Raw genomic sequence first — 24754 nt, forward strand, 5'->3', positions numbered from 1 at the left:
CCGATCGACGGATGCTCCGGGGACCGGTATGACACCAGTGAACCATGTTTTCCGCCATTTGGCAACCGATTGCCAAATGCACCGCGAAATTCGTTCTCGAGCCGGGCTCGGGCAGCGCCGGGAGGATGCTCCGCAACGAGGATGCTCCGTCGTCGGCCCGCACCCCATCGCGAGCCGCCGGCAGTGATGTGGCGGCGTGATCGAGCGCGGTGACGAGTGTGGCGGTATCCGTGATCCTCAGTCTGCACCCGCCGCGCACTCGCGGCCAGTGGCCGCTGGCACGCGCGGAGACGGTGTCAGATCGTTTCGAAGGCGTCGGCGGCGCGCGAGACCGCCACGACGACAGCCGGGTCGTCGAGCAGCTCGGGGTCGACCAGGCGCAGCAGTTCGACGACAGCCCGCTCACCCGGCTCGGACGCGGCGGTCGCGAGCGCGTCGCCGACGCGATCGGCCGGGAGTCGCGCGCTGCGCGCGGCGGCCACCCATGCTCCGAGTGCGCGCACCGACGCCTCGCCGTCGCGACCGGCCGCGCGCTCGGCGCGCAGCACCGGAGCGATGCGAACCCGGAGCTTCGTCGTGCCGTCCTGGCCGATCTGGCCGAGCAGGTGCTGTATTCGGGCGTTGTCGAATCGGTCGAGCAGGGCGGCGCGGTAGCCGTCGAGATCGAGGCCCTCGGACGGCAGGTGCCGCACGGCCTCGGCCCAGAACTGCTCGACCCACGAGCGCACCTCGGGGTCTCCGACCGCTTCGGCGACGGTACGGTGCCCACGGGCCGCTCCCGCGTACGCGAGCAGTGTATGCGACCCGTTGAGCAGCCAGAGCTTGCGACGCTCGAACGGGTCGATGTCGTCGACGAACCGGGCTCCGGCCTTCTCCCAGGCGGGGCGCCCGGCACGGAACTCACCGCTCAGCACCCAGTCGTGGAACGGCTCGGTGACGACAGGTGAGCGATCGTGCCAGCCGGTGGCGGCGGCCACTGCAGCGACATCCGCCGGCGTCGTCTTCGGGGTGATGCGGTCGATCGAGGTCGACACGAACGTGACCTGCTCGGCGAGGTGCTCGCGAGTCGCGGTCGCGGAGGCGAGCTCGGCGAGCGCGAGCATGCTCGACCTCGTGAGCTCGCCGTTCTCGGGGAGGTTGTCGCACGAGACGATCGCGAGCGGACCGGCCCCCGCTCGGCGTCGTGCCTCGACACCGGCGAGGAGGCGGGCGAGCGCGGTGCGCGGCGCCTCGGCGAGGTCGAACTGCGCGGCGTCGAGGTTGCGGCGCAGCCACTCGACGTCGGCGGCGACCGCCGGGTTCGCGAGGTCGGGCCGCCCATCGGCGTCGAGCGCATATCCGGCCTCGGTGACCGTGAGGGTCACGAGCGCGGTCGCCGGCGCGGCGACATGCTCGACGAGACGGTCGACGCGGGCGCCGTCGACGGCTTCGGAGATGCTGTCGATCACCGTGACCGTGTCACCGTGGACCGAGCGCTCGAGCAGCGAGTAGAGGCCGTCCTGCGCGGCGATCTCTTCAGCGGCCTGCGGGCTTCGGCCCGTGAAGGCCGCGATGCCCCATTCGTTGGCGTCGTCGGCCACGTCGGTGTACCAGGCCTGGTGCGCGCGGTGGAAGGCGCCGAGCCCGAGGTGGGCGATGCGAACGGGCGCCGGCTCGGACGCCGTACCGGTGCGCGCCGCGAGATTGCGACGATTCAGGTCGAGGCCTGCTGGTGCCGCGGCGGCGGCCGATGCGCCCGCTGCCGATTCGGTCGTGGACGTGTCGCTCACAGCTTGAACACCTTTCGGGGAATCGCGTCGACCAGGTCGACGGCGATGCGCTCGGCGGCGCCGAGCGAGACACGGCCCTCGCGCACGAGGCGCGCGAGGAAGGCCGAGTCGAGACGGCGGGCCATGTCGTGACGCGCCGGGATGGAGAGGAAGGCACGGGTGTCGTCGATGAAGCCCGACCCACGGTAGAACCCCGCGGTCTCGGTGACGGCCGCGCGGAAGCGCAGGATCGCGTCTGGGGCGTCGAGGAACCACCACGGTGCGCCGATGAACACGCTCGGGTAGAAGCCCGCGAGGGGTGCCACCTCGCGCGAGTAGATGGTCTCGTCGATGCCGAACAGCACGAGGTGCAGGCCCGGTTCGAGTCCGTGCTTCTCGAGCAGTGGGCGCACGTTCGCGGTGTAGGTCGTCGTCACCGGGATGTCGTGCCCGGTGTCGGGGCCGAGCCGCTCGAACGTCGAGCTCGAGTGGTTGCGGAAGACGCCCGGGTGAACGGTCATGACGAGTCCGTCGCGCGCGCTCATGCCCGCCATGCGCAGCAGCATGTTGCCGCTGAACTCCCGCGCGCCCGCGGCGTCGAGCTCGCCGGCGAGGGCACGCCGGAAGAGCGCGGATGCCTCGTCGTCGGTCAGGTCGACGGTGTACGGCTCGCGCACCCCGTGGTCGGCCGAGACGGCGCCGTGCGCGATGAAGTGCGCCCGGCGCGCCTCGAGCGCGGCGAGGTAGCCGGCGAAGTCGTCGGGTGCGGTGCCGTTCGCCTCGGCGAGTCGCTCGATGCGCTCGGTGAAACCGGGCGCGGTCGGGTCGAGGTAGGCGTCGGGTCGGAACGTGGGGAGCACGCGGCCCGAGAACGACGGGTCGGCGGCGAGCGCGGCGTGCACGGCCAGGTCGTCCATGGGGTCGTCGGTCGTGGCGAGCACTTCGATGCCGAAGCGCTCGAAGAGGGCGCGGGGGCGGTACGCGGGGTCGCCGAGGCGCGCGGCGATCTGGTCGTAGACGGCGTCGGCCGTCTCGGCCGAGGGCTCGAGCTCGATGCCGAAGAGCGTCGAGAGCTCGTGGGACAGCCAGTAGCCCGAGGCGGTGCCGGCGTAGAGGTGCCAGTGGCTCGCGAACGTGCGCCAGGTCTCGCGGGGGTCGGAGGGCCCGCTTCGGCCGACGCCGAGCGTGGCGAGGTCGACGCCCGCCGCGTGCAGCATGCGCGTGACGTAGTGGTCGTACGTGATGAACAGGTCGGCCGGGTCGGAGAACGGTTCGTCATCGAGGAGCAGCGACGGGGCGACGTGGCCGTGCGGGGAGATGACCGGCAGTTGCGCGACCGACTCGTACAGGCCCCTGGCGATGTCGCGGGTGGCCGGATCGGTCGGGAACAGCCGGTCGGGATCGAGATGCAGCTTCATTGACACACCTCCATGATGGTCTGGGATCGCGAGTTTGTCAACCGGTTGCCAAATGATGCCGTCTGGGCGGCAGGCCGACGCCGCGATGGCGAGGTTGATCGCCAGGCGGAGGTGCGACGGACGCCGGTGTCGACGCCGGTATCGGTCGTCGCCGTCAGTCGCCGGCGCCGGGCAGCGGATGCCCGGTCGACCCGCGCACCACGAGCTCGGTCGGCAGGAGCGCCTCGACGTCGACCCGACGATCGTCGGACTGCGGCGAAACCCGGCTGAGCAGGTGTCGCACGGCGCGCTCCCCCGCCTCGATGAGCGGCGCCCGCACCGTGGTGAGCGCCGGCGCGGTGAAGTCGCTGCCGAAGATGTCGTCGAAGCCGGCGATGCTGAGCTGCGACGGCACGGCGATGCCGCGTTCGAGCGCGACCCTGAGCAGGCCGATCGCCATGAGGTCGTTGAACGCGACGACCGCGGTCACGCCTGAGGCGATCACCCGTGAGATCGCTGCGGTTCCGCCGTCGAGCGTCGGCACTCCGGGTCCGATCTCGACGATCGTCATACCGCGCTTCGGCGCGGCCGCGAGCAGTGCCTCCCAGCGCCGGCGACTCACCCACGAGGTCTCGGGACCCGACACGTAGGCGATCGAGCGGTGTCCGAGTTCTGCGAGGTGCGCGACGAGCTGGTCGACGCCCCGCTCGACATCGGGCAGGATGCCGGTGACGCCCTCGAGCTCCCGGTTGATCACCACCACCGGCTTGCGGGCCGCGATCTGCTTGATCTGCGTGTCGGCTAGGCGGCTCGTCGCGAGCACCAGACCGTCGACCGAGGGCATCACCCGTTCGATCGCGGTCGCTTCACGCTCGCCCGATTCCTGCGACTCGGCGACGACCAGGGTGTACCCGGCGTCGGCCGCGGCCCGCTCGGCTCCGCGCACGATGCCGAAGATCACCGGATTCGTGATGTCGGCGACGAAGAGGCCCAGCGTGTTGGTGCGGCCGGTCGGGAGCGCCCTCGCGATCGGGTTGACCCGGTAGTTTAGCTCTTTCGCCGCCGCCTGGATGCGCTCTTCGGTCTTGACGTTGATGCGGCCGGGCTGGCTGAGCGCCCGCGACACCGTCGAGGGGTTCACCCCGGCGAGCTTCGCGATGTCGTAGATCGTGGGCGCCGAGCCGCCGCGGGAGCGCTTCGATTCGCGGGCCACCCGCTCGGGTTGCTGGTCACTCATCTCGGCTCACCTCCTCGGCGTACTCGGCCGCCCACCACCACGCTAGCGTGCGAGCAACCCGGAATATCCGAGTGCCACGATGTTGTCGTACGACGTCTGCAATGCCTCGTACACCGTTCGACCGTACAGGTCGTCCTGCTCGACGAGCAGGTACTCGGCCCCGCTCTCGAGGCTCTGGTCGATGATCGCCGTGAAATCGAGGTTGCCCTCGCCGACCTCGGCGAACTGCACGACGCCCGAGAAGGCCTGCATGAAGCCGCCGAAGTCGCCCTTCTCGAGCATCGAGAAGGCCTCGTCGGGCAGTTGCCCGATGCGGTAGTCCTTCAAGTGCACCATCGCCACGCGACCCGCATAGCGGCGGATGACGCCGACCGGGTCGACGCCGCCGCGCTGCAGCCAGTGCACGTCGAGTTCGAGCCCGACGTTCGGTGCGCGGTCGGCGATGATGTCGAGCAGGTAGCGCCCGTCGTACTTCGCGAATTCGATGTGGTGGTTGTGGTAGTAGAGCCTGATGCCCTCGTCGGCGAGGCGCACGGCCATCTCATCGGTGCGGTCGCAGAAGTCGAGCACGGCCTCGAGCGAGCGCATCGCGTCGAACGGCAGCATGCCGATGCGCAGCATCTTGGAGTCGAGCGTCTTCGCGTCGGCGACGATCTTGTCGAAGTCGTCGGTGAGTGAGTCGTTCGGCGACCCCGCGGGCTTGGTGAGGCCCGCCGAGAGGGCGGCGATGTCGACGCCGAGCTCCTGCCGGGCACGATCGAGTTCGGCCACGTTCTCGGGCGTCATCGGGATCTGCGACACCTCGACGGCGTGGTAGCCGATCTCGGTCACCTTGCGCAGGGCCTCGAACGCCCCGATCTCGGCGACACTGTCCTTCAGCATCATCGCCTGCACGCCGATCTTCGCCATCTGTCGTACTCCTTCGGTTGTCGGTTCCATGAATAGTGGTCGGGCGGCGTCAGGCTGCCGATGCGGACAGATCGGCCGCCTCGGCGTCGAGCAGGCGTCGCCGGTTCCGTCGACGCTCCGCCTGACGGTCGGGATCGGGCACCGGCGAGGCGAGCAGCAGTCGCTGGGTGTACGGATGCTCCGGGGTGCGTGTCACGAGTTCCGCCCGGCCCTGCTCGACGATGTCGCCGCGGTACATCACCGCCACGTCGTGGCTGATGTGCCGCACCACGTCGAGGTCGTGCGAGATGAACAGGTAGGCGACGCCGGTGTCGCGCTGGATCTCGAGGAACAGGTCGAGCACGCGTGCCTGGGTGGTGAGGTCGAGCGCGCTCACCGGCTCGTCGCACACGATGAGCTTGGGCTTCAGGGCGAGGGCCCGCGCGATCGCGACGCGCTGGCGCTGGCCGCCGCTGAACTCTCGGGGCCGGCGGTGCACCGAGTCCTGCGGCAGGCCGACCCGGTCGAGCAACTCCCTGATTCGCTGGTTCGCCGCCGTTGCGCTCGTGCCCTGGATGGTGAGCGGCTCCGCGAGGATGTCACCGACCTCCATCGCCGGGTTGAGCGACGTGTACGGGTCCTGGAAGACGACCTGCAGATCGCGGCTCAGCTCACGCCGTTGCCGTCGACTCGCGTGCGAGATGTCGCGGCCGTCGAAGGTCACCGTGCCGCCGCTGACCGGCGCCAGGCCGAGCAGCGCACGGCCGAGGGTCGTCTTGCCCGATCCCGACTCGCCGACGAGCCCGAGCGTCCTGCCCTGGTCGATGGCGATCGACACGCCCTTCAGTGCGCGGAACGGCTCGGCGCGGAAGCCCTTGCCGGGGTACTCGACGACCAGGTCGTCGACGCTGAGCAGTCTCTCGTTCATCGGGCGACCTCCTCGATCGCTTCGTTCGTCTCGGTCGAAGCGGTTGCCGCGACATCCGTGATCAGGCCGACCCGGGCGGCGTCCGCGAGCGTCGGAACGACCGGCGCCGCCGGCGCGCTCGACCCGAGCGTCGTCATCGGCTCCTTGCCCTCGAGCATGGAGTCGAGCAGCGTGCGGGTGTAGACGTCGCGCGGGTCGCGCAGGATGTCGCGCACCTGCCCGGCCTCGACCACACTGCCGTGCTGCATCACGACGACCCGGTCGGCGAGGTCGGCGACGACACCGAAGTTGTGCGTGACCAGGATGACGCCGACGCCGAGCTCCTTCTGCATGTCGCGCAGCAGGTCGAGCACCTCGGCCTGCACCGTCACGTCGAGCGCGGTGGTCGGCTCATCGGCGATGATCAGGTCGGGCTCGCAGCTGATCGCTCCCGCGATGAGCACGCGCTGGGCCATGCCGCCCGAGATCTCGTGCGGGTAGGCATCGAAGGTGCGCTTCGGGTCGGCGATGCCGACCTTCTCGAGCAGGTCGAGCGCGCGCCGGGTGGCCTCGGCCCTCGAGATGCCGAGCACGAGCATCATGGGGCGGACGAGCTGCGACCCGACCCGGTACGCGGGGTCGAGGTTCGACATCGGCTCCTGCGGAATGTAGGCGATGCGCCGCCCGCGAAGGGCGCGCAGACGCGTCTGCGAAACGCGCTCGTCGCCGGGCGCGACCGTGTACGCGCCGTCGAACTGGATGGTGCCTCCGGTGATGCGCGCGGTGTCGGGCAGGAGCCCGAGGATCGAGAACGCGGTCTGGGACTTGCCCGACCCCGACTCGCCGACGATGCCGACGACCTCGCCGCGATCGACATGGAACGACACGTTGCGAACGACCGACCGCACTGAGCCGTCGGCCTGCGGGTAGCCGACGCCGAGGTTCGACACCCGCAGGAGGTGGTGCTCGGTACCGGCTTCCACGGCGGGCAGCGCCGCCGAGACGGCGCGGGTGCGCACATCCGATGCCGCCGGAACCCGTGCGTCGACGGCGGCGACCGCCCCCGTGGCATCCGTCGCCCGGCGCTTCGCCTTCGCGATCTTCTGCCCGTCTTCGAGGGCATCGCGCACGGCGTTGCCGAGCAGCACGAGCGCACCGATCGTGAGGCCGATCGCGAGCACCGGCCAGACGAACAGCTGCGGGCTCAGGTAGACGTTGCGGAAGCCGTCGGAGAGCATGACGCCCCACGTCGCCTCGGCAGGGTTGCCGAGCCCCAGGAACTCGAGTCCCGACTGGACCGCGATGGCCACGCCGAGCACCATCGCGGTCTGGATGATGAGGGGTGCGCGCACGACCGAGAGGATGTGCCGGGTGATGATGCGTCCGTCGCCGAGGCCCGCGACGCGCGCGGCGTCGACGTACAGCTCGTTGCGAACCGACTGCACCGCGGTGCGGGTGAGGCGGTAGTACCCGGGGCTGATCAGGATGCCGAACATGATCATCGAGATCCACACCGACGGGCCGAGGGCCGCACGCGCCGAGAGCAGCACGATGATGCCGGGCAGGCTCATGAGCAGGTTCGTGAACCAGCTCGCGCCGGTATCGAACGGGCCGCCGTAGTAGCCGGCGATGAGGCCGGCCGGAAGGCCGATGCCGATCGCGACAGCAGCACAGAGCAGGGCCGACAGCAGCGTGAGCTGCGCGCCGTAGAGCAGCCGGCTCCACACGTCGCGGCCGGCACTGTCGGTGCCGAGGAGGTGCTCGCCGCCGGGGGCCGCGAGCGTGTTCCCGATGTCGGCGAAGTTCTGGTCGAACGGGGCCAGGAGGGCGGCGAAGGTCGCCGCGAGGATCATGATCGCGAGGATCGCGACCGCGATGATGCCGAGCGGGTTGGTGAAGATCCGCTTGACCAGCGAGCTGCGCACCATCGCGCCTGCCCGGGGATCGATGTCGACAGGCTGGGTCATGAGACACGCACCTTCGGGTTGAGCCATCCGTTCGCGAGATCCACGAGCAGGTTGACGATGATGACGATGATGACGGTGTAGAGCACGACGCCCATGACGATGGGGATGTCGCCGAGCGAGGTCGCCGAGACGGCGAGCGCGCCCATGCCGGGCAGCGCGAAGATCTGCTCGATGATGACGACGCCGCCGAGCATGCCGATGAACTGCAGGCTGAGCACGGTGAGCCCGGCCGGCGCGGCGCTGCGCAGGACGTGCTTGAAGAGGATCTCGCGCTCCGAGACGCCGCGGCTGCGCAGCGTGCGAACGTAGTCCTTCTCGAGCTGGGCGATGACGGCGCTGCGCACCTGCTGCGCGCCCGAGGTGACCGCGGTGACCGTCATGGCGATCGCCGGGAGGGTGAGCGAGATCAGCCAGGCGTCGGGGCCGGCTCCCGGTGCGATCGTGCTGATGGCCGGGAACAGGCCGAGCTGGATCGCGAAGATCGTGACGAAGATGATCGCGAGCACGAAGCCCGGGATCGCGTCGCCGATGACGGCGCCGATCTGCACCACGCGGTCGACCCAGCCGCGCTTGACCGCGGCGGTCATGCCGAGCACGGTGGCGAGGATCGCGGTCAGCAGGATCGCGACGACGACGAGGGTGAGCGTGATCGGCAGGCGGTTCATGAGCGACTGGCCGACGGTCTCGGCGTTGAACCAGGAACGGCCGAGGTCGCCCGAGAGCACCCCGCCCGCCCAGTCGAGGAATCGCGCGAACAGGGGCTGGTCGAGGCCGAGCTCCTGCTGCTTGAGCGCGACCTGGTCTTCGGTGGCCATGTCGCCGAGGATGTTGCGGGCGATGTTCGTGCCCGAGAAGTAGAGGAGTGTGTAGGTGAGCAGGCTGATCGCGACGAGCAGCACGATGCCCGATGCGATGCGCTTGAGAGTGAACGTGACCATGGGTGCTCCATTGCCGTTTCCGGTCGGTTGCCGCGCCGAGCGCGGCCGGGGGTTCCGGGCGACGGATGCCGCGGCATCCGTCGCCCGGAGGGGTTACTCCGCCGGGGCGAAGTTGTAGATCGACGGCACCGCCTGCTGGATCTGCGGTTCCGCCGTGATCGTGGCGGGGTTGACGTAGACGATCTGGTCGAGGCGGTACAGGGGGGCGAACCAGGCGTTCTCGGTGACGTAGCGGTTCACGTCCTTGGCGAGCTCGCCCGCCTCGTCGCCGCCGAAGTGCACGGCGTCGATCAGCTCCTGCAGTTCGGGGCTCGTGCTGTCGAACGGGTTGTAGAGCGCCTCGGTCGAGATCAGCTGGTTGATCGCGACCCACGGCTCGCCCTGGAACAGGAAGAAGTAACCCACGGGGTACTTGCCTGCCGCGAAGTCCGACACGATGTTCGCGACGGGGACGGTCTCGGTCTGCACGCGGATGCCGACGTCGCCGAGCTGCTGCGTGATGGCGGCGCTGATCGACTCGAGGCCGACGAAGCTCGGGATCACGAGGTCGAAGCCGTCGGCGTAGCCCGCCTCGGCGAGCAGGTCCTTCGCCTTCTCGGGGTCGTACGGGTAGGTCTCGTCGAGCTCGTCGACGTACGCGCCGCTCTCGGGTCCGAAGACCTGGTTCGTCACGGTGCCGTAGCCCAGCTGGATCTGCTCGAGCATCGTCTCGCGGTCGAGGGCGTGGTTGATCGCCTGGCGCACCGTGACGTCGGCCAGGGCGGGATTGAGTTCGCCGTCGCGGTCGAACAGCAGCAGGCCGGTCCAGTCGACCTGGCTCTCGAGCAGTTCGAGGCCCGCGGCATCGGCCTGTTCGGTCTGTCGCGCCTCGAGCAGGGTCACGTCGACCTGCTTCGACACGATCGCGTTCAGGCGGGCCGTCGGGTCGGTGAGCACCTTGAAGACGATCTTGTCGAACTTCTGCAGGTCGTGGTTCCAGTAGTCCTCACGCGGGGTGAAGGTGTACTGCGAGCCGACGACCGACCCGGCCGGATCCATCACGTAAGGGCCGGTGCCCACGGGCTCGGCGGCGATCTCGTCGGTGCCGAGCGAGGCGGGGCTGCCCATGAGGCCGGCGGCCTGGCTCAGGTAGTAGGTGAACGACGGGTCGGGAGCCGACAGGTTGATCTGCACGGTGTCCTCGTCGACGACGTCGACCGAGTCGACGGCGGTGAGCTGCGCCGCCTGGCGTCCGTTCGCGGCCTTGAAGGTGTCGAGGTTCGTCTTCACCGCCTCCGCGTCGAACACCTCGCCATCGCTGAAGGTCACGTCGTCGCGAAGGTCGACGGTGAGGGCGGTCTGGTCTTCGTCGTACGCCCACTCGGTGGCGAGCATGGGGCTGAGCGTTCCGTCGGGCTCGCGCAGGATCAGGGTGTCGTAGGGCGCCTGGTAGGGCTGCAGCGCATGGCCGACGTGCGCCTGCGAGGGGTCCCACGACGCGATGTCGAGGACGGCGCCGATGTTGAGGGTGCCGCCGCCGGACGACGCGCCTTCGGAGCCGGAGGGACTACCTGCGGCGCATCCGGTGAAGATCAGCGCAGTGGCGGCCGTGACGGCCGCGACGCGCGCGAGGGGTGCCAACTTCATTGTCAGATTCCTTCTGTGGGGTGGTGATGCGGAATGGTGATTCGGGTGGTGCTGATGGTGCGGGTCGGGTGTTGCGGCCTTCTGGTCGGTGAAGAATCGAGGGCGAGTCAGGCGGCCTGGATGGTGCCGACCTGGTCGGGCTCGGAGCCGATGACGGGTTCGACGTCGTCATGGCGCCCGGCGAGCACGTCGGCGAACGCGACCGGTCGGCCGAGGGTCTGCGAGAGGTACACGGCGCGCACGAGCGCGAGCGCGTCGGTGGCCTGTCCCGCGGTCACGCCGGGCTCACGGCCGGTGGCGATCGCCTCGATGATGTCCTCGTACTGGCGCAGGTGGCCCCTGAACAGCTCGGTGACCGGCGGGGCGCCGGGCAGGTCGTGCTCGGTGACCTCGCGTGCGGCCTGATTGCCGAGTCCGCCGAAGCCGCGAGGTTCGCCCGCGAGGTGCGCGTCGTCTGCGTGGAAGAACTCGAGCAGTTCGTTCTGCAGGAACGCCGAACCCGTCGAGCCGTGCACCTGCAGGCGGGTGGAGTTCTCGGGGAACGCGTCGGTCGTCGCGAGGAGCGTCGCCATGGCGCCGCTCTCGAAGCGGATGACGGATGCCGCGACATCCTCGACTTCGATGCGCTCGTGCACGAGCGCCGAGGCGTACCCGAACACCTCGACCGGGCGGCCGAGGAAGTGCAGGAGCAGGTCGACGGTGTGCACGCCCTGGTTCATGAGCGCACCGCCGCCGTCGAAGGCCCACGTGCCGCGCCAGTCGCCGGAGTCGTAGTACTCCTGGCTGCGCCACCAGGCCACGGTCGCGGTCGCAGAGGTGACGCGGCCGAAGCGACCCGACTCGATCGCGCGCTTGACCGCGACGACGGCGGGGGCGAACCGGTTCTGGCTGATGACGGTGACGACGAGGCCCGACGCCGCAGCCCGCTCGGCCAGCGCGACCATGCGGCGCGCCCGGTCGAGCTGCACGTCGATGGGCTTCTCGATGACGACGTGCTTGCCGGCGTTCACGGCGGCCTCGGCGATCTCGACGTGAGACCCGCTCGGGGTGGTGACGACGACGAGGTCGATCGTGGGGTCGGCGAGCACCGACTCGAGCGAGTCCCCGATCGCGGGCGCGTCACCCTCGAGCTCGACCTGCACGTAGCGGGCGAGTTCGCGGGCGGCGTCGGCATCGCGGTCGACGAGCGAGACGAGCCTCAGTCCGGGGTGCGCGACGGCGACGCGGGCGTGTGCGCGTCCGATGACGCCCGCTCCCACGACGGCGACCCCGAGCCGGGTGCTCATGCGGCGCTCGGCTCTCGCTCGTCGAACTTGCCCTCGGCGCGGATTCGTGCGTTGAGCTCGTCGAGGTACTCGGCCTCGTCGAAGTCGAGCGGCACCTCCCGGCCCGTCCAGCTCGAGAGGTGGATGGCGTTGGCGAGGCGCACCCCGTTGATGCCGTCGGAGCCCGGGGCGAGCAGCGGCGTGCCGTCGAGGATGTTGGCGGCGAAGTTCTCGAGCACGCCGGCGTGCTGGGCACCCCACGCGGAATCGAACTCGATGGTCTCCTGCTCGTAGAGTTCGGCGGCGTCGAGCTTGCCCGTGAAGAGCGCCAGCACGTCGTCCATCGTCATATCGGCGCTGAGCTCGCGCTCGGGCTTCTTCAACCGGGTGACGGTGGCGGTCCTGCTGTTCTCGACGACGATCTTGCCGGCGTCGCCGAGGATCTCGAAGCGGTCGGTACCGGCGAGGTCGTGGGTCGCGGTGATGAAGACGCCGGTGGCGCCGTTGCCGTAGTCGACGACGGCGGTCACCTCGTCCTCGACCGCGATGTCACGGCGGAACCCGTAGGCGACCTTGGCGTAGACCGACTCGGGCACACCGCAGATCCACTGCCAGAGGTCGAGCTGGTGCGGTGCCTGGTTGACGAGCACGCCGCCGCCCTCGCCGCCCCACGTGGCGCGCCATTCGCTCTGGTCGTAGTAGCCCTGCGGGCGCCACCAGGTCGTGATGATCCAGTTGGTGCGCAGGATGTCGCCGATCTCGCCGCCGTCGACGATCTCCTTCAGGCGCTTGTACAGCGGGTTGTTGCGCTGGTTGAACATGATGCCGAAGCTGAGCTCGGGCTTCGACGCAGCGTAGGCGTTGAGGTCGCGCACCTGCTCGGTGTACACGCCGGCGGGCTTCTCGACGAGCGCGTGGATGTCGCGCGAGAGTGCGGCGATGCCCATCTCGGGGTGCAGGTAGTGCGGCACGCAGGTGATGATCGCGTCGACGTCGCCCGACTCCAGCATCGCGACGTAGTCGTCGTAGTACGCCACGTCGGGGTAGGTCTCGGCGGCGACCGTGGCCTTGGCCGGGTCGATGTCGGCGATCGCGCCGATCGTCATGTTCGGCACCATGCCGTCGGCGATGAACTTGGCGTACATGCCGCCCTGTGCGCCGAGGCCGATGATTCCGAGGCGGACCTGCTTCGTCATAGCTGATGTTCCATTCGTCGTCGACCGGGTGGTTGGGATGATGGTGGTCGTCGGGCTCGTCATTTGGTGGTGACGCCGATCTGCGAGACGAGGCCCGAGAAGGCCCGGGCGGCGTCGCCGAATGCGGCCGGCCCCGAGAACCCGCCGAGTTCGTGCGCGGCTGCGAGGTGCGGCTCGAGCGAGGCGAAGCCGGTGTAGCCGTCGTCGCGCAACGCGGTGAGCGTGGAGAGCACCTGGCCGTCACCCTGCCCGGCGGGAACGACCTCGCCGGTCGCGGCGACGGCGTCCTTCACCTGCAGGTAGTCGAGGTACGGCCGCAGCATGGCGTAGCCGTCGTCGTGCGGGTGGGCGACGCCCACCTGCACGAAGTTCGCGCTGTCCCACGCGAGGCGCAGTGCCGACGAGCCGACCGACTCGACGAGGTCGAGCACTCGCTCGGGGGTGTCGCCGTAGATGTCCTTCTCGTTCTCGTGCAGCAGCGTCACGCCGGCCCGTTCGGCCTCGTCGGCCAGCAGGCGCATGCGCAGGAGCACGTCGTCGCGGATGCTCTCGACCGCGACGCCCGCGCTGCGGAAGAACGAGAAGATGCGGATGTTCGGAGTGCCGAGTGCGTCGGCGACGCGGATGATGCGACGAAGGCGTGCGACCTCGAGGTCGGCATCGAGCGACACGTCGACCTTGCCGATGGGCGATGCGACGGCCGAGGCGGTCATCTCCTGGTCGCGAAGGAGCGCGGCGAGCGCGGCGAGCTGCTCGTCATCGAGGTCGACGACGTTCACGCCCCACGCGCTGCGTACCTCGATGTGCCGGGCGCCGAGTGCCTTGAGCACGCTGATCTGCAGGCGAGGGTCGGGATCGATCTCGTCGCCGAAGCCCGAAAGGTCCCAGGCAACCGGTTGCGTTGACGTCACGATGATGTACTCCACTTCTCGCGTGTTCACTTCGTCGGGAACCCCGAGCCGTGGGCTCGTGAGGTTCGGTGTCCATGGTAGGCACAAGTCCGTCCATTGTGCAACCGATTGCCAAAATTGCGAATCATGACACTTTCGACTTGAATTGCCGAGCGACAACCGGTTGTCATTCGCACGGTAGCGAGAACACTGGCGGAGAGCGATCTCACGTCACGCTGCGACCCGCTCCAGAGCCGCCCCGAAATCGGGGCCGTGCGACGGCCTCACTGCAACGACGCGCAACGGTGAGCCTCGCTCACAGTACGCTGGAGTCGATCCCAGAATTCACGAGGAGAGTGTTCGTGCCCGCATCAGCATCAGCAAACATCGGCGTCGTCGGCCTCGCGGTCATGGGGTCCAACCTCGCCCGCAACCTCGCCAGCCGTGAAGGCAACACCGTCGCCGTGTTCAACCGCTCCCCCGAGCGCACGCGCACGCTCGTCGACGAGCACCCCGAAGCCGGATTCGTCGCTTCCGAGAGCTACGACGACTTCGTCGCCTCCCTCGCCAAGCCCCGCACGGCGATCATCATGGTGCAGGCCGGCAAGGGCACCGACGCCGTGATCTCCGAGCTCGCATCGCGCTTCGAGCCCGGCGACATCATCGTCGACGGCGGCAACGCGAACTTCCACGACACGATCCGCCGCGAGGCCGAGATCAGCCCCACGGGCATCCACTTCGTCGGCACCGGCATCTCGGGCGGCGAAGAGGGCGCGCTCAACGGCCCGTCGATCATGCCCGGCGGCTCGGCCGAGTCCTACGAGACCCTGGGCCCGATCCTCGCCTCGATCGCCGCGATCGCCGAGGGCGAGCCCTGCGTCACCCACGTCGGCACCGACGGCGCCGGCCACTTCGTGAAGATGGTGCACAACGGCATCGAGTACGCCGACATGCAGCTCATCGCCGAGGCCTACGACCTCATTCGCCAGGGCACCGGCAAGAGCCCCGCCGAGATCGCCGACATCTTCGCCGAGTGGAACACCGGCGAGCTGGAGAGCTACCTCATCGAGATCACCGCCGAGGTGCTCCGTCAGGTCGATGCCGCGACCGGCCAGCCGCTGGTCGACGTCATCCTCGACGAGGCCGGCGCCAAGGGCACCGGCGCCTGGACCGTGCAGAACGCGCTCGACCTGGGCGTGCCGACGTCGGGCATCGCCGAGGCGGTCTTCGCGCGCAGCCTGTCGTCGAAGCGGGCCCAGCGCGAGGCATCCGTCGACCTGCCCGGCCCCTCGACCACGTGGGCCGTCGACGCCGCCGACGCCGACGCCTTCATCGAGGACGTGCGGCAGGCGCTCTACGCCTCGAAGATCATCGCCTACTCGCAGGGCTTCGACGAGATCATCGCGGGCGCCGAGCAGTTCGGCTGGGACGTCAAGAAGGGCGATATCGCCAAGATCTGGCGGGCCGGCTGCATCATCCGAGCCCGGTTCCTGAACCGTATCGCCGAGGCGTACGCCGACGACCCCAGCCTGGTCGTCCTCGTCGTGGCACCGTACTTCCGCGACGCCGTCGCCGGTGCTCAAGAGAGCTGGCGCCGGGTGGTGGCGGCGTCGGCCGCGTCGGGCATCCCGACGCCGGCGTTCTCGTCGTCGCTCGCCTACTACGACGGCCTGCGCGCTCCGCGCCTGCCCGCCGCCCTCGTGCAGGGTCAGCGCGACTTCTTCGGCGCGCACACCTACAAGCGCGTCGACAAGCCGGGCGTGTTCCACACGCTGTGGTCGGGCGACCGCTCCGAGATCGAGACGACGCCGTCCTCGCACTGATGCGAGGCCCCGACCCGAGTCCGCGATGAGCGAACTGCAGCGCGGTCTCGACGACGAACCGCATGACGACCGCCCGGTCTACGGCGATCGGCGGCGCCGTGCGCTGCGCATCGCGGTGCTCATCGCGCTCGGCGCGCTCGTGCTTCCGCTCATGCTGTCGGCCTACGGCGTCGCCCGGTCGGCGGCCGATCGGGCCTGTGCGGTGTACGTCGACCGGTTCGACACCGACGCGGCCGGATTCAGGGTGACGTTCGAGCTCTTCGGCGACGGCGGTCCCGGCTGGGAGTGCTCGGCGGTGTCGGCGGGCGGCGTCGCGACGCCGCTCGCGAACCTCGGCGTCCTTCCGGCCGCCCCGCGCCCGATCACACCCCAGGAGCGCGACACCTGAGGCGGGATCGTCCGTACTGACGGGTCATCCCCCGCCCGGGTCATCCCCAGGACGGGTCATCCTCAGCCCGGGTCATCCGAACGCCGGCGACCGCCCGCCGCCCGGCGTCACGCCTCGGGCAGGAACACCCGCTTGTACTTGCGCCCGTCGGGCAGTTCCACGGTTCGCGCTTCGAGAAGCCCGCGAGTGACGCGCTGATAGATGGCCTGCGGCGTGACGCCGAGTCGCCGCGCCGCCTCTGCGACCGAAAGGCCGGGCAGATCGGTCGGCACGCTCGACGGACGTTCGCGCTTTCGCTTGCGACTCGCCTCGTGCCGCGCCGCGATCGACTCGTCGTCGCCCGACCATCGGTACTTCGCGGCCGCGGGGCTGAGTCCCGCAGCGTCTGCCACGTCGTCCCACGTCGCACCGGCGTCGACCGCTTCGCGTACCGCCGCGAGCGACGCCGGGTCGGCTTCGAGGGCGGCGACGAGCGAGCGGATGCCCCGGAGCCGATCGAGCGGCGTCGTGTCGGCCGCCCCCGGCTCGCCGACGCCGTGCGTGTCGTCGCCGTGCAGCGCGTCGAGCGCGACGAGTTCGGCGAGCGCCCGGGCCGCCTCGGCCGAGAGGAATCCCATGCTCACGCGTTCAGCAGGTTGTTGCGCACCTCGCGACGCAGCACCTTGCCGATGAGCGATCGCGGCAGGTCGTCGGCCTGCACCACCCGCTTGGGCACCTTGTACGCGGTGAGGCCGTCGCGCGCGAACGCGCGGATCGCCGCCTCGTCGAACGTCGCGCCGTCGCGCAGCACGACGACGGCGACGACCTGCTCGCCCGAGTGCTCGTCGGGCAGCCCGACGACCGCCGCGTCGTCGACGTCGGGGTGCGCGCGGAGCGCCTCCTCGACCTCGCTCGGGGCCACGTTGAAGCCGCCGGTGATGATGAGCTCCTTGATGCGGTCGACGATGCGCACGAAGCCGTCGGCGTCGATCGAGACGATGTCGCCGGTGCGGAACCACGGAGCGCCGCCGTCGGGGTCGGCGACGAACACGGCCTCGGTCTCTTCGGGCTTCTTCCAGTAGCCGGAGAACACCTGCGGGCCGCGCACGACGAGCTCGCCCTCGGTGCCGGGTGCCACGTCGGCCATCGGGTCGTCGGGATCGACGACACGCGCCTCGGTCGACGGCAGCGGCAGGCCGACGGTGCCGGCCTTGCGGTTCGGCGCCACCGGATTCGCCATGAGCACCGGCGAGCACTCCGACAGTCCGTAGCCCTCGACGAGGTACCCGCCGCTCGCGGCCTCCCAAGGCTCGACGACCTCGGCCGAGAGCGGCATCGCCCCCGAGATCGCGATCTGGATGCCGTCGAGTGACACGCCCTCGGCGGCGGCGGCCTTCGTGAGCCGGTCGTAGATCGGCGGAACAGCCGGCAGGAACGTCGCCGGATGCCTCTTCACGACCTTGAGCACGAGGTCGGGGTCGAACTTCGGGAACAGCACGAGCCGCGCGCCCATGCTCATCGCGAACGTGAGGCAGAGCGTGAGCCCGTAGGCGTGGAACATCGGCAGCACCGCATAGACCACGGCGGTGCCGCGCGGGACGTCGGGCACCCAGGCGCGCGCCTGGGCGGCGTTCACGAGCAGGTTCGCGTGCGTGAGCGTGGCCCCCTTCGGGCTGCCGGTCGTGCCGCTCGTGTACTGGATGAGCGCGACGTCTCCGGCGGTGGGCGCGATGATGTGCGGGTCGATCGGTGCGGATGCCGCGAGCTCGTGCCACGGCATCGTGCCGCGCACCTTCGTGGTGAGCGCGGCACGCGATTCGCGCGCCTTGGCCACGGGCAGCCGCAGCATCGCGCGCATCAGGAACGGCATCGCACGGGTCACATCGACCGAGATGACGTGCGGCACCGCGACATCCGACGGGAACGCCTGGATGGTCTCGACGACCTTGTCCCACGCGATGACGACCCTGGCGCCGTGGTCTTCGAACTGGTGGCGCAGTTCGCGCGGCGTGTAGAGCGGGTTGTGCTCGACGACGATCGCGCCGAGCCGCAGCACGGCGTAGAACGCGACGATGTGCTGCGGGCAGTTCGGGAGCACGAGTGCGACGGGATCGCCCTTCTGCACGCCGAGCAGGCGCAGCCCCTCGGCGACGCGCTCGATCTCGGCGCCGAGCTCGGCGTAGGTCGTGGTGCGCTCGAAGAACTCGAGGGCGACGTTGTCGGGGTACTGCTCGACCGACGCTTTGATCAGGTCGTACAACGAGCCCTCGGGCGCGTCGACGTCGTCGGGCACGCCCTCGGCGTAGCTCGCGAGCCAGGGCCGGGGGGTCGTGATCGCCATCGCGATGCGCCCTACGCCGCGCCGTCGAACATGCTCGTCACCGAGCCGTCTTCGAACACCTCGTGGATGGCGCGCGCGAGCAGCGGCGCGATGGGCAGCACGGTCAACCGGTCCCACCGCTTCTCGTCGGGGATCGGCAGGGTGTCGGTGACGACGACGCGGTCGATGAAATCGGACTGCAGGATCTGGGTGGCGGGGTTCGAGAACACCGCGTGCGTGGCGGCTACCACCACGCCGACCGCCCCGTTCGCCTTGAGCGCCTCGGCGGCCTTGACGATGGTGCGGCCGGTGTCGATGAGGTCGTCGACGAGCAGGCAGACCCGACCCTTGACGTCGCCGACGATCTCGTGAACCGAAACCTGGTTCGGCACGAGCGGGTCGCGGCGCTTGTGGATGATGGCGAGCGGCACGCCGAGCTTGTCGCTCCAGATGTCGGCGACGCGCACGCGGCCCATGTCGGGCGAGACGACCGTGAGGGTCGACGGGTCGAGCGAGTTCTTGAACTCCTCGAGCAGCACGGGCATCGCGAAGAGGTGATCGACCGGACCGTCGAAGAAGCCCTGGATCTGCGCGGCGTGCAGGTCGATCGACATGATGCGGTCGGCGCCGGCCACCTTGAACAGGTCGGCCACGAGGCGCGCCGAGATGGGCTCGCGACCGCGGCCCTTCTTGTCTTGCCGGGCATAGGGGTAGAACGGTGCGACCACCGTGATGCGCTTGGCCGATGCTCGCTTCAGCGCGTCGATCATGATGAGCTGCTCCATGAGCCACTCGTTGATCGGCGAGGTGTGCGACTGGATGACGAACGCGTCGCAGCCGCGCACGCTCTCGTCGTAGCGGGCGTAGATCTCGCCGTTGGCGAAGGTGCGCGCATCGGTCGGCACGAGATCGGCGCCCAGCTCCTCGGCGATCTCCTCGGCGAGCGCGGGGTGCGCGCGGCCGGATACCAGCACGAGTCGCTTCGATCCGGTGGTCTCGATTCCCGACATGTGGTTCGTCCTCTCCACCGGTACTGGCCGGTGCGTCAGTCGGCGGCTGCGTCGTGCGATGCCGGGCCGGATGCCCCGTCGGCGGCCTCGGCCGCCTGAGCGGCCGCGGTGCCGGGCCGGTTGGTCTGGACCCACCCCTCGATGTTGCGTTGCGGGGCCACGTTCACGGCGAGCGCGCCCGCCGGGACATCTTTTCGGATGACGGTGCCGGCGCCCGTGTAGACCCCGTCGCCAATCCTAACGGGCGCGACGAACACGCCGTGCGAACCGGTGCGCACGTGCGAACCGATCTCGGAGTGGTGCTTCGTGACGCCGTCGTAGTTGGCGAAGATGGATCCGGCGCCGATGTTCGACTGCTCGCCGATGGTGGCGTCGCCGACGTACGAGAGGTGCGGCACCTTGCTGCCGTGGCCGATCTTCGCGTTCTTCGTCTCGACGAAGGCACCGATCTTGCCGTCGGCGCCGAGCACGGTGCCCGGCCGCAGGTAGGAGAACGGGCCGACGGATGCCCCGGCACCGACCACTGCGAGCGTGCCGTCGGTTCGCTTCACCTCGGCGTTCCGGCCGATCTCGCAGTCGACGAGCGTCGTGTCGGGGCCGACGACCGCACCGGTCTCGATGACGGTGGCGCCCTTGAGCTGCGTGCCCGGGCGGATGGTGACATCGGGCTCGATACGCACGGTGAGGTCGATCCAGGTGGTCGTCGGATCTTCGATCGTCACGCCGTTGAGCTGCCAGCCGCGCACGATGAGGGCGTTCAGGCGCGCGGCGGTCTCGGAGAGCTGGGCGCGGTCGTTGATGCCCGCGACGAGCCACGGCTCGGAGACCGGCACGGCCTCGACCTCGGACCCCGCGGCCCGCAGGAGCCCGATGACGTCGGTGAGGTACTTCTCGCCCTGGGCGTTTTCGGTGGTGAGGTTCGCGAGCTGGTCGCGCAGCGCGGCGGCCCCGAATGCGTAGATGCCCGCGTTGATCTCGGCGATGCGGCGCTCGTCGTCGCTCGCGTCCTTCTGCTCGACGATGCGGTCGAACCGGCCGGTGATGTCGCGCACGACGCGGCCGTAGCCCGACGGGTCGTCGTAGATCGCCGAGAGCACCGAGGCCTGCGCGGCGTCGGCGCGGTGCTGCTCGAGGAACGCGGCGAGGGTGTCGGCGTTCAGCAGCGGAACGTCGCCGTTCAGCACGAGGACTTCGCCCTCGAAGTCGGCCGGGAGGGCGGCGATGGCCTGCTCGACGGCGCGCCCCGTGCCGGGGATCTCGTCTTGGTCGACGATGACCGTTCCCGGGAGTTCGGCCTCGACCGCCGCGGCCACGAGGTCGCGCTCGTGACGCACGACGGCGACGACGTGCGCGGCATCGAGGGTGCGCGCGGTGGCGAGCACGTGCGCGACGATGGGCGCGCCCGCGAGGGGATGCAGCAGCTTGGGCGTCGCGGACTTCATGCGGGTGCCCTGTCCGGCGGCGAGCACGATGATGGCGAGGTTGTTGTCCATGCTCCGCCACCAGGATTCGAACCTGGACCTAACAGCTCCAAAGGCTGTCGTGCTGCCGTTACACCATGGCGGACCGCTCGCACCCGTTCGGGTGGATCGAGCGCCCTCCAGTCTGCCAGACGCCGGAGGGACATCCGATTCGACGGGTTCGTCGCGATCGCTTGATAGGTGACCGAATGGTCACGTATTCTGATGGAGATGGATGATGACGACGCGGTGTTCAAGGCACTCGCCGACCCGACCCGGCGACGGCTGCTCGACCACCTCTTCGAGCACGACGGGGCTCGCCTGACCGAACTCGAGGCACTGGCCGAGATGACGCGGTTCGGCGTGATGAAGCACCTTCGAGTGCTCGAGGACGCCGGGCTCGTGGTCGCGCGACGCTCGGGGCGCGAGAAGCTGCACCACCTGAACGTCGTGCCGATCCGCCTCATCCACGACCGATGGATCGACAAGTACCGGGCCGGGCCGGCCGCGTACCTGGCCGATCTCAAACGAGAACTGGAGCAGGAGTCATGAGCAACTCGACGCAGGTCTATCACGTGTTCATCCGCGCGACCGCCGACGACATCTGGCGGGCCATCACGAGCCCCGAACGCACGGCGCAGTACTTCTACGGAACGGCGATCGAGGTCACGCCCGAAGCGGTCACCTCGCGCGGATCCGACGGTGAGGTCTCGAGCACCGACCCCGTGTTCGAATTCGCGCCTCCCACCCGGCTCGTCCACCAGTGGCGCTCGGACTACGATCCCGACCTCGCCGACGAGCCCGCGAGCCGGGTGACCTGGGAGATCGAATCGCGGGGCGACGGCATGTGCCTCGTGACACTCACCCACGACCGGCTGGATGCGTCGCCCAAGACCGCGGCCGACGTCGGCGGCCCGGGCTGGATGTACGTGCTGAGCTCCATGAAGACGCTGCTCGAGACGGGCGCGGGGTTGCCGGCCGCGAGCTGAGCGGGGCGAAGGCGCCCCCTCGCGGCATGCCTCGCTGCGCACCCGCCGGTCGCGGTGCACCTGCCCGTGGGTGCCGACGGCGATAATGGCGGGATGACCGATGCTGACGAGGTCGACCGCATAGTCGACGACTGGATGCGCGAGCGCCCCGACCTCGACTTCGCGCCCCTGCAGGTGCTCTCGCGCGTTGCGCGGCTCGCGAAGCACCTCGACCGCGCCCGGCGCGAAGCGTTCGCGCGGTCGGAGCTCGAGGCATCGGAGTTCGACGTCCTCTCGGCCCTGCGACGCGCAGGTGCGCCGTATCGCCTCTCCCCCAAGCAGCTGCTGCAGCAGACGCTGGTGTCGAGCGGGACCATGACGAACCGCATCGACCGGCTCGTCGAGCGCGGGCTCGTGTCGCGGCAGACCGACCCGAATGACGGGCGGGGAATCCTCGTCGAGATGAGCCAGGCCGGGCTCACCCGCGTCGACGCCGCGATCACGCGACTCGTCGATGCCGAGTCGGTGCTGTTGCGCAGCCTGCCGGCGGCCGAGCAGAAGCGCCTCGCCGACCTGCTGCGCAAGCTGAGCCTCGGGTTCGACTGAGGCTCGGGTTCGACTGAGCCTCGGGTCGCCGGCGTCGGCCTCCCCGTCGGTCGAGTAGCCGGCGAAGCGTACCGAGACCCGGCATCGCATGGAGAATTCCCCTCGGACTCTCGAATTTCTGTTCGAACTTCGGTAGACTCGACCCGTGAGCAAAGACCCGTCGAATCCCAGATCAGCGGGTAATTCTGCCGGTAGTGGCGAGCGAGTCGGTCGCGGCGAGCGCTCGCCGTATGCGAAGGCACAAGACGGGCTCTCCGAGCTGATCGGGGCGTCGGTTCAGGCCCAACGTGTCGAGGCGAAGAACGCCGCCATGCGGGTCGATGTGCTCTTCCTCACGGTGCGCTACGCCGTGGCAAGCGCCGAAGCGTTCGTCGCGGCATCCCTGACACCCGAACGGCGGCGTGAGATGGCGCACCGTGCCGTCACGGCCGAGCTCGCGACGGCATTGCACGTGCCTGAGCGCACCATGCAGCGACAGCTCGACGACGCGACCGCGCTGTCGACCCGGCTGCCCACGACGCTGGCCGCGATGCGCGACGGGGCGATCAGCATGGCGCACGCCCGGGTCGTGATCGAGCACACGAGCGACCTCGGCGACGACGACCGCGACACGGTCGCCCGACTCGACGACGTGCTCGCCGAACTGTCGCGGTCGAACACGGCCGCCACCGTGCGGCGCAGGGCCCGCGTCCTGCGTGAGCAGGTCATGACCGAGACGCTCGCCGAGCGGCACCGCAAAGCACGAGCGAAGCGGCGGGTCGAGTTCGAGGCCGCCGCCGACGGCATGGCTTGGCTTCATGCGCTTCTGCCTGCCGCCGACGCTGCGCTGATCTTCGACCGACTCGACGGCGTGGCCCGAGCGCACCGCGACGCCGAAGCAGCCGTCGCAGGGGCCGCCGACACCGACGACGGCAGCGGCACTGATCGGGCCGGAACCGACCGGCTCCGTGCCGAACAGCTCACCGCCGATCAGGTGCGTGCCGACGCTGCACGCGATCTGCTGCTCTACGGCACGCTCGACTCCGAACCCGCCTACGCCGACGCGGTCGCCCGGGTGCGTCCGAGCGTGCACCTCACCGTCCCGGTCCTCACCCTGATGGGCGAATCCGACGCTCCCGCACACCTCGACGGCTACGGCCCGATCGACGCAGAGACCGCCCGGCCCCTCATCGCACGCGCCCCTCGTTCACCCGAATCCTGACCCATCCGGTCTCGGGCACCGTGCTCGATGTCGACCGGCAGAGCTACCGCCCACCGGCAGACCTCGCCCGGTGGCTCGAAGTCCGCGACGGCACCTGCCGGTTCCCCGGCTGCAACCGTGCCGCCAGACGCAGCGACATCGACCACACCATCGACTGGAACGACGACGGCTGCACCGCACACGACAACCTCGCTCACGTCTGCGCGGCACACCACCACCTCAAACACGAAACCGCATGGTCGGTGCGACACCTGGGCAACGGCACCCTCGAATGGACCTCACCAGCCGGCCACACCTCCCTCACAGATCCGGCGAACCCGATCCCCGACCCGATCCCCGACTCGATCCCGATCCCCGATGTGGCACCGATCTCCGGTCTGGCACCGAGTCCCGAATCACCGCATCAGGGCGACGTCCTGCGGCCGCCGTTCTGACTCCAGAGATCTCGTCACAGGTAGTCATCGGGCGCGAACCAGCGCACTCCGTCGTCATGCACGATGAGCTGCGCCCGAACCGCAACCCCTCGCTCGCGGCAGGCGTCAGCGAACGCGCGTGCCCACCCGCGATCGGCCGACGTCGATTCAGGCGAACCCGGCCGCTCCCATGCGATCACCACCGCGGCCGCGCCTGCCGTGTGCACGATCTCGGCGATGCGGTTCGCGAGCAGTTCTGCGGCAGTGCCCTCGGGGGTGGGCTCGTCAGGCCGATGCGGGTACCCGGCCGTCGGAATGATGAGCGGCAACTGCACATCATGCTCATCGAGGTACAGCGTCCACAACTGGCGGCGGATCGCACCCTCGAGCAGCACGGCGACCCGCTCGAGCACGTCGTCGTCGGTCGGGATCGGCAGTTGCGTCGCGTCTTCGGCGTTGAGTTTCGTCATCTGCCGAGTGTCGCCGCCTCGCCGGGTCCCAGAAGGGCGCTGAGCGAGCCTGTGCGC

The 24754-nt window shown here is 69.7% G+C and carries 23 protein-coding genes and 1 tRNA gene; 7 read left to right on the plus strand and 17 right to left on the minus strand.

The genetic code is table 11. The features are described from left to right. Positions 1-296 precede the first annotated feature (296 nt). From LSF15_RS17725 to LSF15_RS17775, 11 genes are all read right to left on the minus strand, one after another. On the minus strand, positions 297-1769 hold the full coding sequence (locus LSF15_RS17725) for a mannitol dehydrogenase family protein (protein WP_232499890.1): 1473 nt from the start codon (positions 1767-1769) through the stop codon (positions 297-299). Then, the gene (gene uxaC / locus LSF15_RS17730) at positions 1766-3166 is read right to left on the minus strand and encodes a glucuronate isomerase (protein ID WP_232499891.1); all 1401 of its coding nucleotides are present in this window, start codon (positions 3164-3166) and stop codon (positions 1766-1768) included. Before uxaC ends, LSF15_RS17725 begins: the two co-directional genes overlap by 4 nt. 154 nt (positions 3167-3320) lie before the next feature. Further along, positions 3321-4382 carry a LacI family DNA-binding transcriptional regulator gene (locus LSF15_RS17735; protein WP_232499892.1) on the minus strand — a complete coding sequence of 354 codons (1062 nt, stop codon included), beginning with the start codon at positions 4380-4382 and terminating at the stop codon, positions 3321-3323. Between the two features lie 42 nt (positions 4383-4424). Continuing rightward, positions 4425-5291 carry a sugar phosphate isomerase/epimerase family protein gene (locus tag LSF15_RS17740; protein WP_232499893.1) on the minus strand — a complete coding sequence of 289 codons (867 nt, stop codon included), beginning with the start codon at positions 5289-5291 and terminating at the stop codon, positions 4425-4427. A 49-nt stretch (positions 5292-5340) separates the two neighbouring features. Then, on the minus strand, positions 5341-6198 hold the full coding sequence (locus LSF15_RS17745; RefSeq protein ID WP_232499894.1) for an ATP-binding cassette domain-containing protein: 858 nt from the start codon (positions 6196-6198) through the stop codon (positions 5341-5343). Next, positions 6195-8144 (minus strand): dipeptide/oligopeptide/nickel ABC transporter permease/ATP-binding protein, encoded by a 1950-nt coding sequence (locus LSF15_RS17750; RefSeq protein ID WP_232499895.1) that lies wholly within the window; start codon positions 8142-8144, stop codon positions 6195-6197. Before LSF15_RS17750 ends, LSF15_RS17745 begins: the two co-directional genes overlap by 4 nt. Then, positions 8141-9082 carry an ABC transporter permease gene (locus tag LSF15_RS17755; RefSeq protein ID WP_232499896.1) on the minus strand — a complete coding sequence of 314 codons (942 nt, stop codon included), beginning with the start codon at positions 9080-9082 and terminating at the stop codon, positions 8141-8143. The genes LSF15_RS17750 and LSF15_RS17755 overlap by 4 nt, the downstream gene beginning before the upstream one ends. A gap of 93 nt (positions 9083-9175) precedes the next feature. Further along, a complete protein-coding gene (locus LSF15_RS17760; RefSeq protein WP_232499897.1) occupies positions 9176-10708 on the minus strand; it encodes an ABC transporter substrate-binding protein in 1533 nt (510 codons plus the stop codon). A 107-nt stretch (positions 10709-10815) separates the two neighbouring features. Beyond that, the gene (locus LSF15_RS17765; RefSeq protein ID WP_232499898.1) at positions 10816-11994 is read right to left on the minus strand and encodes a Gfo/Idh/MocA family protein; all 1179 of its coding nucleotides are present in this window, start codon (positions 11992-11994) and stop codon (positions 10816-10818) included. Then, positions 11991-13169 carry a Gfo/Idh/MocA family protein gene (locus LSF15_RS17770; protein WP_232499899.1) on the minus strand — a complete coding sequence of 393 codons (1179 nt, stop codon included), beginning with the start codon at positions 13167-13169 and terminating at the stop codon, positions 11991-11993. Before LSF15_RS17770 ends, LSF15_RS17765 begins: the two co-directional genes overlap by 4 nt. A 59-nt stretch (positions 13170-13228) precedes the next feature. After that, positions 13229-14080, minus strand: a complete 852-nt coding sequence (locus LSF15_RS17775; protein ID WP_344257039.1) for a sugar phosphate isomerase/epimerase family protein — start codon at positions 14078-14080, stop codon at positions 13229-13231. Positions 14081-14415: 335 nt separating this feature from the next. On the opposite strand from LSF15_RS17775, the gene gnd reads away from it, so the two are divergent. Then, complete coding sequence (gene gnd, locus LSF15_RS17780; protein ID WP_372460060.1) at positions 14416-15882, plus strand: NADP-dependent phosphogluconate dehydrogenase; 1467 nt, start codon at positions 14416-14418, stop codon at positions 15880-15882. Positions 15883-15907: 25 nt separating this feature from the next. Next, positions 15908-16270: a hypothetical protein gene (locus LSF15_RS17785; RefSeq protein WP_232499901.1), complete on the plus strand. Its 363-nt coding sequence runs from the start codon at positions 15908-15910 to the stop codon at positions 16268-16270. A gap of 107 nt (positions 16271-16377) precedes the next feature. On the opposite strand, the gene LSF15_RS17790 is transcribed toward LSF15_RS17785, so the two are convergent. From LSF15_RS17790 to LSF15_RS17810, 5 genes are all read right to left on the minus strand, one after another. Continuing rightward, on the minus strand, positions 16378-16887 hold the full coding sequence (locus tag LSF15_RS17790; protein ID WP_232499902.1) for a hypothetical protein: 510 nt from the start codon (positions 16885-16887) through the stop codon (positions 16378-16380). Between the two features lie 2 nt (positions 16888-16889). Further along, entirely contained in the window at positions 16890-18590 is a 1701-nt protein-coding gene (locus tag LSF15_RS17795) for a long-chain-fatty-acid--CoA ligase (RefSeq protein ID WP_232499903.1), read from the minus strand. A gap of 11 nt (positions 18591-18601) precedes the next feature. Further along, positions 18602-19579, minus strand: coding sequence for a ribose-phosphate diphosphokinase (locus tag LSF15_RS17800; protein WP_232499904.1), 978 nt, complete (start codon positions 19577-19579; stop codon positions 18602-18604). Between the two features lie 35 nt (positions 19580-19614). Next, positions 19615-21072, minus strand: a complete 1458-nt coding sequence (gene glmU / locus LSF15_RS17805) for a bifunctional UDP-N-acetylglucosamine diphosphorylase/glucosamine-1-phosphate N-acetyltransferase GlmU (protein WP_232499905.1) — start codon at positions 21070-21072, stop codon at positions 19615-19617. A gap of 1 nt (position 21073) precedes the next feature. Further along, a tRNA-Gln gene (locus LSF15_RS17810) sits at positions 21074-21145 on the minus strand. Between the two features lie 125 nt (positions 21146-21270). Between LSF15_RS17810 and LSF15_RS17815 the strand changes: the two genes are divergently transcribed. From LSF15_RS17815 to LSF15_RS17835, 5 genes are all read left to right on the plus strand, one after another. Further along, positions 21271-21591: an ArsR/SmtB family transcription factor gene (locus tag LSF15_RS17815; RefSeq protein ID WP_232499906.1), complete on the plus strand. Its 321-nt coding sequence runs from the start codon at positions 21271-21273 to the stop codon at positions 21589-21591. Further along, positions 21588-22028, plus strand: a complete 441-nt coding sequence (locus LSF15_RS17820) for an SRPBCC domain-containing protein (protein WP_232499907.1) — start codon at positions 21588-21590, stop codon at positions 22026-22028. Before LSF15_RS17815 ends, LSF15_RS17820 begins: the two co-directional genes overlap by 4 nt. A 93-nt stretch (positions 22029-22121) precedes the next feature. Then, positions 22122-22613 (plus strand): MarR family winged helix-turn-helix transcriptional regulator, encoded by a 492-nt coding sequence (locus LSF15_RS17825; protein ID WP_232499908.1) that lies wholly within the window; start codon positions 22122-22124, stop codon positions 22611-22613. Between the two features lie 310 nt (positions 22614-22923). Continuing rightward, on the plus strand, positions 22924-23814 hold the full coding sequence (locus LSF15_RS17830) for a DUF222 domain-containing protein (RefSeq protein WP_232499909.1): 891 nt from the start codon (positions 22924-22926) through the stop codon (positions 23812-23814). Between the two features lie 20 nt (positions 23815-23834). Continuing rightward, positions 23835-24248 carry an HNH endonuclease signature motif containing protein gene (locus LSF15_RS17835; RefSeq protein ID WP_232499910.1) on the plus strand — a complete coding sequence of 138 codons (414 nt, stop codon included), beginning with the start codon at positions 23835-23837 and terminating at the stop codon, positions 24246-24248. A 14-nt stretch (positions 24249-24262) separates the two neighbouring features. On the opposite strand, the gene LSF15_RS17840 is transcribed toward LSF15_RS17835, so the two are convergent. Then, complete coding sequence (locus LSF15_RS17840; protein ID WP_232499911.1) at positions 24263-24697, minus strand: hypothetical protein; 435 nt, start codon at positions 24695-24697, stop codon at positions 24263-24265. Positions 24698-24754: the final 57 nt, after the last annotated feature.

Source organism: Agromyces humatus (genome assembly GCF_021228295.1).
GTDB lineage: Bacteria > Actinomycetota > Actinomycetes > Actinomycetales > Microbacteriaceae > Agromyces > Agromyces humatus.

What these genes read in the sequence shown, in the direction of transcription:
- LSF15_RS17745 (WP_232499894.1), bottom strand. Translation starts at nt 6,198, where the DNA reads ATGAACGAGAGACTGCTCAGCGTCGACGACCTGGTCGTCGAGTACCCC.
- LSF15_RS17740 (WP_232499893.1), bottom strand. Translation starts at nt 5,291, where the DNA reads ATGGCGAAGATCGGCGTGCAGGCGATGATGCTGAAGGACAGTGTCGCC.
- LSF15_RS17760 (WP_232499897.1), bottom strand. Translation starts at nt 10,708, where the DNA reads ATGAAGTTGGCACCCCTCGCGCGCGTCGCGGCCGTCACGGCCGCCACT.
- LSF15_RS17800 (WP_232499904.1), bottom strand. Translation starts at nt 19,579, where the DNA reads ATGTCGGGAATCGAGACCACCGGATCGAAGCGACTCGTGCTGGTATCC.
- LSF15_RS17825 (WP_232499908.1), top strand. Translation starts at nt 22,122, where the DNA reads ATGACCGATGCTGACGAGGTCGACCGCATAGTCGACGACTGGATGCGC.
- LSF15_RS17765 (WP_232499898.1), bottom strand. Translation starts at nt 11,994, where the DNA reads ATGAGCACCCGGCTCGGGGTCGCCGTCGTGGGAGCGGGCGTCATCGGA.
- uxaC (WP_232499891.1), bottom strand. Translation starts at nt 3,166, where the DNA reads ATGAAGCTGCATCTCGATCCCGACCGGCTGTTCCCGACCGATCCGGCC.
- LSF15_RS17790 (WP_232499902.1), bottom strand. Translation starts at nt 16,887, where the DNA reads ATGGGATTCCTCTCGGCCGAGGCGGCCCGGGCGCTCGCCGAACTCGTC.
- LSF15_RS17815 (WP_232499906.1), top strand. Translation starts at nt 21,271, where the DNA reads ATGGATGATGACGACGCGGTGTTCAAGGCACTCGCCGACCCGACCCGG.
- LSF15_RS17820 (WP_232499907.1), top strand. Translation starts at nt 21,588, where the DNA reads ATGAGCAACTCGACGCAGGTCTATCACGTGTTCATCCGCGCGACCGCC.
- glmU (WP_232499905.1), bottom strand. Translation starts at nt 21,072, where the DNA reads ATGGACAACAACCTCGCCATCATCGTGCTCGCCGCCGGACAGGGCACC.
- LSF15_RS17755 (WP_232499896.1), bottom strand. Translation starts at nt 9,082, where the DNA reads ATGGTCACGTTCACTCTCAAGCGCATCGCATCGGGCATCGTGCTGCTC.
- LSF15_RS17770 (WP_232499899.1), bottom strand. Translation starts at nt 13,169, where the DNA reads ATGACGAAGCAGGTCCGCCTCGGAATCATCGGCCTCGGCGCACAGGGC.
- LSF15_RS17735 (WP_232499892.1), bottom strand. Translation starts at nt 4,382, where the DNA reads ATGAGTGACCAGCAACCCGAGCGGGTGGCCCGCGAATCGAAGCGCTCC.
- LSF15_RS17785 (WP_232499901.1), top strand. Translation starts at nt 15,908, where the DNA reads ATGAGCGAACTGCAGCGCGGTCTCGACGACGAACCGCATGACGACCGC.
- LSF15_RS17840 (WP_232499911.1), bottom strand. Translation starts at nt 24,697, where the DNA reads ATGACGAAACTCAACGCCGAAGACGCGACGCAACTGCCGATCCCGACC.
- LSF15_RS17830 (WP_232499909.1), top strand. Translation starts at nt 22,924, where the DNA reads ATGCGGGTCGATGTGCTCTTCCTCACGGTGCGCTACGCCGTGGCAAGC.
- LSF15_RS17795 (WP_232499903.1), bottom strand. Translation starts at nt 18,590, where the DNA reads ATGGCGATCACGACCCCCCGGCCCTGGCTCGCGAGCTACGCCGAGGGC.
- LSF15_RS17750 (WP_232499895.1), bottom strand. Translation starts at nt 8,144, where the DNA reads ATGACCCAGCCTGTCGACATCGATCCCCGGGCAGGCGCGATGGTGCGC.